5 protein-coding genes and 1 pseudogene are annotated in these 5,943 nt (G+C 42.7%); 3 read left to right on the top strand and 3 right to left on the bottom strand.

The features are described 5' to 3' along the window. Positions 1–501: 501 nt before the first annotated feature. Complete coding sequence (locus tag ACYQ8U_RS22385) at positions 502–984, bottom strand: flavodoxin family protein (RefSeq protein ID WP_459947783.1); 483 nt, start codon at positions 982–984, stop codon at positions 502–504. Positions 985–1,583: 599 nt separating this feature from the next. Between ACYQ8U_RS22385 and ACYQ8U_RS23575 the strand changes: the two genes are divergently transcribed. Both ACYQ8U_RS23575 and ACYQ8U_RS22380 read left to right on the top strand, forming a co-directional pair. Further along, positions 1,584–1,940, top strand: a complete 357-nt coding sequence (locus ACYQ8U_RS23575) for a DUF6946 family protein (RefSeq protein ID WP_488193407.1) — start codon at positions 1,584–1,586, stop codon at positions 1,938–1,940. Continuing rightward, positions 1,847–2,179, top strand: a complete 333-nt coding sequence (locus ACYQ8U_RS22380; protein ID WP_459947782.1) for a DUF6946 family protein — start codon at positions 1,847–1,849, stop codon at positions 2,177–2,179. The genes ACYQ8U_RS23575 and ACYQ8U_RS22380 overlap by 94 nt, the downstream gene beginning before the upstream one ends. 622 nt (positions 2,180–2,801) lie before the next feature. On the opposite strand, the gene ACYQ8U_RS22375 is transcribed toward ACYQ8U_RS22380, so the two are convergent. Next, on the bottom strand, positions 2,802–3,680 hold the full coding sequence (locus ACYQ8U_RS22375; RefSeq protein ID WP_459947781.1) for a putative metal-binding motif-containing protein: 879 nt from the start codon (positions 3,678–3,680) through the stop codon (positions 2,802–2,804). Positions 3,681–4,087: 407 nt separating this feature from the next. Beyond that, positions 4,088–4,774 (bottom strand): outer membrane protein, encoded by a 687-nt coding sequence (locus ACYQ8U_RS22370; protein ID WP_459947780.1) that lies wholly within the window; start codon positions 4,772–4,774, stop codon positions 4,088–4,090. A 989-nt stretch (positions 4,775–5,763) separates the two neighbouring features. Here ACYQ8U_RS22370 and ACYQ8U_RS22365 point away from each other — a divergent pair. Then, a pseudogene (locus tag ACYQ8U_RS22365) lies at positions 5,764–5,943 on the top strand (Fic family protein); the annotation flags it as partial.

Genomic DNA, 5,943 nt, shown 5'->3' with positions numbered 1-5,943 from the left:
CTTGGGGTGAGAGGTGGTATCGCTCCTACAGTCAGTAAAACGTTACCCTTTACGAAAATGCAAGATTTGAAGTGGCCTATTTCAAGTCGTTATCAGGTGCCGATCATTTAATAGGCGCGTGACGAGACGGTTCAGACCACAATAGCTGATTTTCTCGCCATTTCGAAGTGAAGTGCAAATGACACCTAACCCGTCAACCAAACAGACCTGCGCAAAAACCCGCGTAGGCCGGATATTTTGAACGTTCTTCTGGTCAAGATTTCTCCTATCGAGTTTAACTGCTAGAAAGATACTGCAGACGGCTTTACTTTGGGAACTGCCAGGAAAACGTGTCTACAAGTTGGCATTAACAATACAACCTGAACTGGAGTCGGGTCCCATCAAAGTATTTTTCAGAAAATATGAATGCAAAATTTGGTTTTTACTCCTGACGACCGACCTCAACCAGAAACTTCATCTGCGTCGTTGTTCACCGGCAAGAAATGGTCCTGGGGGTATAGGTTAAGGCAAATTCAAGTTATTAAACAAATGCATGAATTGTCTGATGTCATCATCATCTGGATGCCCTTTAGCTGCAGGCGCATCTGCAAGCCAGGAAGGTTGAGGATTTTCTTGGCGGGCTTGCTCAAGTATCTCTTCAGAAGCCTGGCCCAGGCAACTGAAAACAGCGCAAATTCGCGCCGGGGCAGCTAGCTCCTTGGCTTGCTTTAAGGCTTTTTTAGCGTGATCGGAATTATTTGCCGCACTATGAGTAGTAAATAATACAACTTCTTTTCTGCCTATCTTTGGCAAAAAACCCTGCGTCGCGAGATCAGGTTGCCCATCTTGCAGCCAGAATCCAACTGCGACGAAATCGTACTCGGTCGGATCTGGATTGTCAGAAATGGGTAGTATCTTTTTTTCGAACTGCACTGCGCTGTAAAGTGCTTCCGCCAGTTTTTTGGTATTTCCGGTTTTACTTGAATACACAACGAGTGCTTTCATAATACATCCTCCAGTTTGGCAAATTTATCTGGTGATTTATTACTACTGGTCCAGGTCTTACTGCCGAATACCTGGGATTCGTCTGGCTTGTTCTTTTTCGGGCAACTACCTGCAGTAGATGGGCTGCAGCAGCATGTCCATAAAGACAATAAGACTTATTTTATTCCAGGCCATGACAGACTGAATTCTTTGCGCAAGGATATGTGGATGAGGGGACATTGTTTAATTGTTAAATAAGAAAACGGCACATGCTATCCGGCAAACATGCCGAGACAAGCACGAATAGATATTCCCGGTCTCCTGCAACATGCCATTGTTCGAGGGATTGAAAGAGGGAAAATATTTCTAGATGACATCGACAGAAGCCAGTTTGTCGAACGACTATCAGCTTTATTGGCTGAAACCGATAGCGACTGTTTTGGCTGGGCTCTGATTCCAAATCATTTTCATTTACTGCTCCGCCCTAATCGACTTGAACTGAAGCACTTTATGAATCAATCGGGGACAGACCACGGTTTAGGTTAATTGCAACCAAATTTGTGAAAACCTGAGAATAAGGGCAAAAAGACAGTCTATATCTTTCCTATCAAAATAAAATTATGGCGACAATGAGGGTTCAGGATTCGCGAGGTTACGAAATAAAAAGTCTAGCAGACTGGGCGAAGCTCTATAATACTCTACAGACATCACATCAGTGGAAAGTTGGGCGAAGTGCTTATTCAGCTGCCGAGTTTATCATTAATCGAGATGGTGGCAAAGTCATACAAAAATGGGTTGAAGAAGCGATTTGCAAAAATATTGTGATTGAACGTGTAATTCCTGAGTATGAGGTTCGCTTTGATAAGTTCGGTCGTGGCCGTATATGCATGACATTGCTATATTTGGATCAACCGATCAAGGCGAGACTGTATTTGTTGGTGTTGAAGCAAAGGTTGATGAGACTTTTGGTGCCTTAGTGAAGGATAGTTACCTTGCGTCGAAAGCAAAACAGATAATCGGAACTTCAACGAACGCACCTGAGCGGATAGGAAAGCTGTTAGCTTTGCACTTTCATGAACCAGATCCATCCATGTTTGATATCCGATATCAGCTTCTTTACGCTACGGCTGGTACAGTAGCGGAAGGTGCTGATATATCAGTGCTATGTGTCGTAGTGTTCAAGACAGCCCCTTTACAAGGAAAGCATCGCTGTTAAAAACTATCAAGATTACATGCACTTCATGGAAAAAGTTGGTGCGTCAACACTTAAACTTCCGAGTAAAAAAGAACAGGGCTATGAGTTATTATTGCAAGGGAAGCGTCTTATCTGTCTGCATGAATCGTTCGAGCTTTAAGAGTCAACATAGCTATCTATAGTAGAGTTTGGCCAGGGCGGTAAGCAATATTTCGCCAATAGATGATTATTTAAAATATTAAATATTATTTTTATATCTCATAAAATGTAATTTAATATAATAATATGTCGCCTACAAATTATTTACAAGATTTCTAAAGAATTGCCCCACAGCCCATCCAGCAAGCGCCTTTGCTTGCCACTCTGTCAGTCAATGCAGTTGCATTTCCCCCTTGCTGCTTTTGTGGGCTATAACCGCCCGAAGGAAGGGCATCGCGCACCTAGCTAAAAATGACAGTTATAAAAACCGATTTTGCTGCATGGGGTATGCACCCTCCGGAACTGTTGTGCGGTTCCGGAGGGTAAATTCCACAACGCAATTTTGAAAGATGGAAGGGCAGTAGGAAAGAACACTTAAGTGACTACCCACGGAAAAGATTAACTTGCTGAGTTTTAGGAGTAATCAGAAAAATAAATGTAACAATCAATCTCTTAACAAAAGAAGTGGAATCCAAGGCATTGGCAAAGCCGCGCAGGTCTTATCTAATCCATCACAATCCTGGTCAATTCCGTCGCCACAAATTTCAGTTGCTCCAGGATGGATATTATTATCAGAATCATTGCAATCTGCGCTGTTTGTGACATATCCTGAAGGTTGAGAGGCGGCTTCAGTTGAAACGTTGGGATTACCGTAGCTATCATTGTCTGAATCACTATAGTAGGTGTTTACTAGCTTGGTTCCGCTGAAAGTTCCTCCGTAAAATACTCCACCATCAAACCAAGACCCCGACAAATAGTTACCTGAAATAGAGCCATATGCCGATGATATATCTGTCATACCCATAAAAACACCTGCATCATCAACAGCACCGACAACATTGAACTGGCCAACATTTTGTGAAGTTCCTGATCCTGATATTGAACCAAAACTATCAATTACAATTTTCCAAGTGCCTGAGTCACTGCCACCTATTGTTCCGGCATATATGCCGGCATATTTTGAGGTATTAGTCTGTTTTGTGCCAGATATTGTTCCTGAAGCATTATAGCCGGAAACCCATGTCCCAGAAACACTACCTCCAGCGTTAAATGTGATATTAAATACAGCCCCATTAACCAAAGAAGTAGCCGTGAGATGGCCGGAGCTGTCTACATAACTCCCCCGACTTCCATCCATTTCATTGTAAATATTTGAATAAAAACCCATTGTAGCAAGACCATTTTTCCCTACGATCCCCACCCATCGACCGTAATCATCACCACTTAAGATTCCACTGTAAACACCTGCATAATCGGAAGTTGCGGCAAACCCCAAAGAATTAAACCAACTTAAAATCAGAATAATCAACAATGACCTTTTCATCGTAAATTTACCTTTTTGAGAATTTATTTACATTGAACCGCAATTATCCGGAGAGACAAAAAATGCATTACTCCACCTACACTTACAAAGTGTTAGTGATACTAGAGGTGAAAGAGTTTTTCAAGCGACAAACTGACTGGCTGTGAGGTAGGTGTGTTATTCCTTCACAGATAGTGTCGATCCAAGATAATTCCAGTCACGCCGAACAGGCAAAGCCCGGTCAGAGTAGTTATCTCTGCCGGGCTTTGCCTGTTCTCTTCTAATTGTGTACAGCTCAGTTGTTGCTTGGGATTCTCAGATCCTCTACTTGCATAGGCAATTCCGTAAACCGAACCATGTCATTTCATTACATCTCACATGTTCATCTTTAGATTCTGGATTTTCAGGTTGCCCCTGACATTCATAAATTAGAATGCAACCCTTACTCCAGCATAGAAATTATTGCTCGAATATTCAACTTCTGTAGTATCAAACTCCAGATCTGAAGTCGCGAAATACCTATATTTGACATCAAAGCTAACGGTTTCGTTTATAGCATAAGCCACACCAACTCCAAGCTGATAAGCGAAAACAGTATCATCATCACTCATGTTTGGGCCACCTGACCCTGGTATATTCATGTCATCAAATTCAACCTTTGCCCCACCTATACCAGCACTGATATATGGGGTGAAAGCACTTGAGTTATTGAAGTCGTAGTAACCATTTACCAATAAGGAAAGGCATGAAGCGTCGCCAGTTAAATCAAGAGAACCTAATCCTGCTACGTCGATTTTATCCAAATCGTTTTGTTGGTATGCCAGTTCGACCTCGATCCTAGCACTGCTACTTGCACTACCAAAGATGTTCGCATAGCCAATGGCGCCTGCAAGGGCGTACCCCGCATCAGATTCAATATCTAATGTTATACCAGGTATTGTTGAATCCGTTACTTCTGAATCATTCGCTATTGCAATACCTAAATTTCCACTGATATATGGTCCTTCGGCACTGTATGCAATGGAGGAGAGAGAAAGTATCATGGCACATCCAGCAGCAACAGAAATCTTTGTTTTCATTGTCTTTCCTTTCAAATATTGGATTGTTGTTTTCATCCTTTCCTGTGAAAAGATGTCTATAGAGCAAATTTGTTCAGCGTAATTGGGTATCCACAGTGGTTTTTAAATGGTTACTTAAAAGGTGAGGGATTTACACTTAGTCATACCTTACAGGTTGTGGAGGGTATTCTGAAGTATCACAGCTGTTCATCTTGGCAATCTCAAATAGTCTAACATTTCGGTCCAGGAGGGCATTGCCTTCAATACCATCTGCATTCTTAAAGTCCGCTAGACCTGGCCAAATCAGCGCACCAACTACGACACCTTGAACATCGTCCTCATTGTTCTTGGTAATCTTATCAGTTGCAACCAGAGTGTTGGTTCTGGGATTCTCTTCATAAGTTCCCTCTCGTTACTTTATGGTTGTCAGATAGTGTTGATAAGTGATCATTATAATTTCAAAATATTTGAAGACCTGGTTGGTGTATCACTTATAAAACGCGAATACAATGGCACAGAGTGTCAGGCTGTATCTTTCAATGCACTAAACTGCCTTCCTCTAACGCGTTATTTCGGCAAGCCTGCCTATATCACTGGTATTGTATGTGCTATGATGTGTGGGGACCGCTTTGTCGCTGCTTTAATTCAACAAGCCGCTACATTTAGCCAGGCATGGTTCCCCTGAAAGTGAAAAAGTCATCCTGCAGCTGACCTGGATCCCGGTCAATGGTATCAAAATCTCTGCCGCCGGCACAATCCCGGGCACCATTTTCTTTTCAGCTCATACTTGCCAATGGACATTTCTTTTGCATGGAAATTTTACATGTTGTTCAAGTTCCAGGAACTATCTTGTGTCTGAAAAAACTGTCGCATTTTCACTGGTTTTCTTCTTTACCATGAGCATGATGGCGTCGAACATTCGTCTGAGGAGATGGAAATGGCCAATCGGAAAATCTGCTTGATTTTTCCTGCCCGTCTTTTTATTTTAGGATATTGCAATAAGTTAAAATAAAAGCGAATCTTATTTTAGTTTCGAGGCTGGCGGGATGAAGAGAGAACTCCAAGGTAAATACGTGACCATTTCAACGGTGGGTGAGAAGGCTCAGGCCTTTGTGCCCTCTCCGCTACCACCGCGTCCGCCCATCGACTGGACGCCGGAGTTGCGCAGCAAGTTCGATCAGGCGCTGCTGGCGCTTGGGCGGCTGGATAGCGTCTCAACTCTGCTG

This window comes from Desulfocastanea catecholica (genome assembly GCF_054657295.1).
Note: the sequence above shows the minus strand (reverse complement) of the source record. Positions and strands in the feature narration are given on the sequence as shown.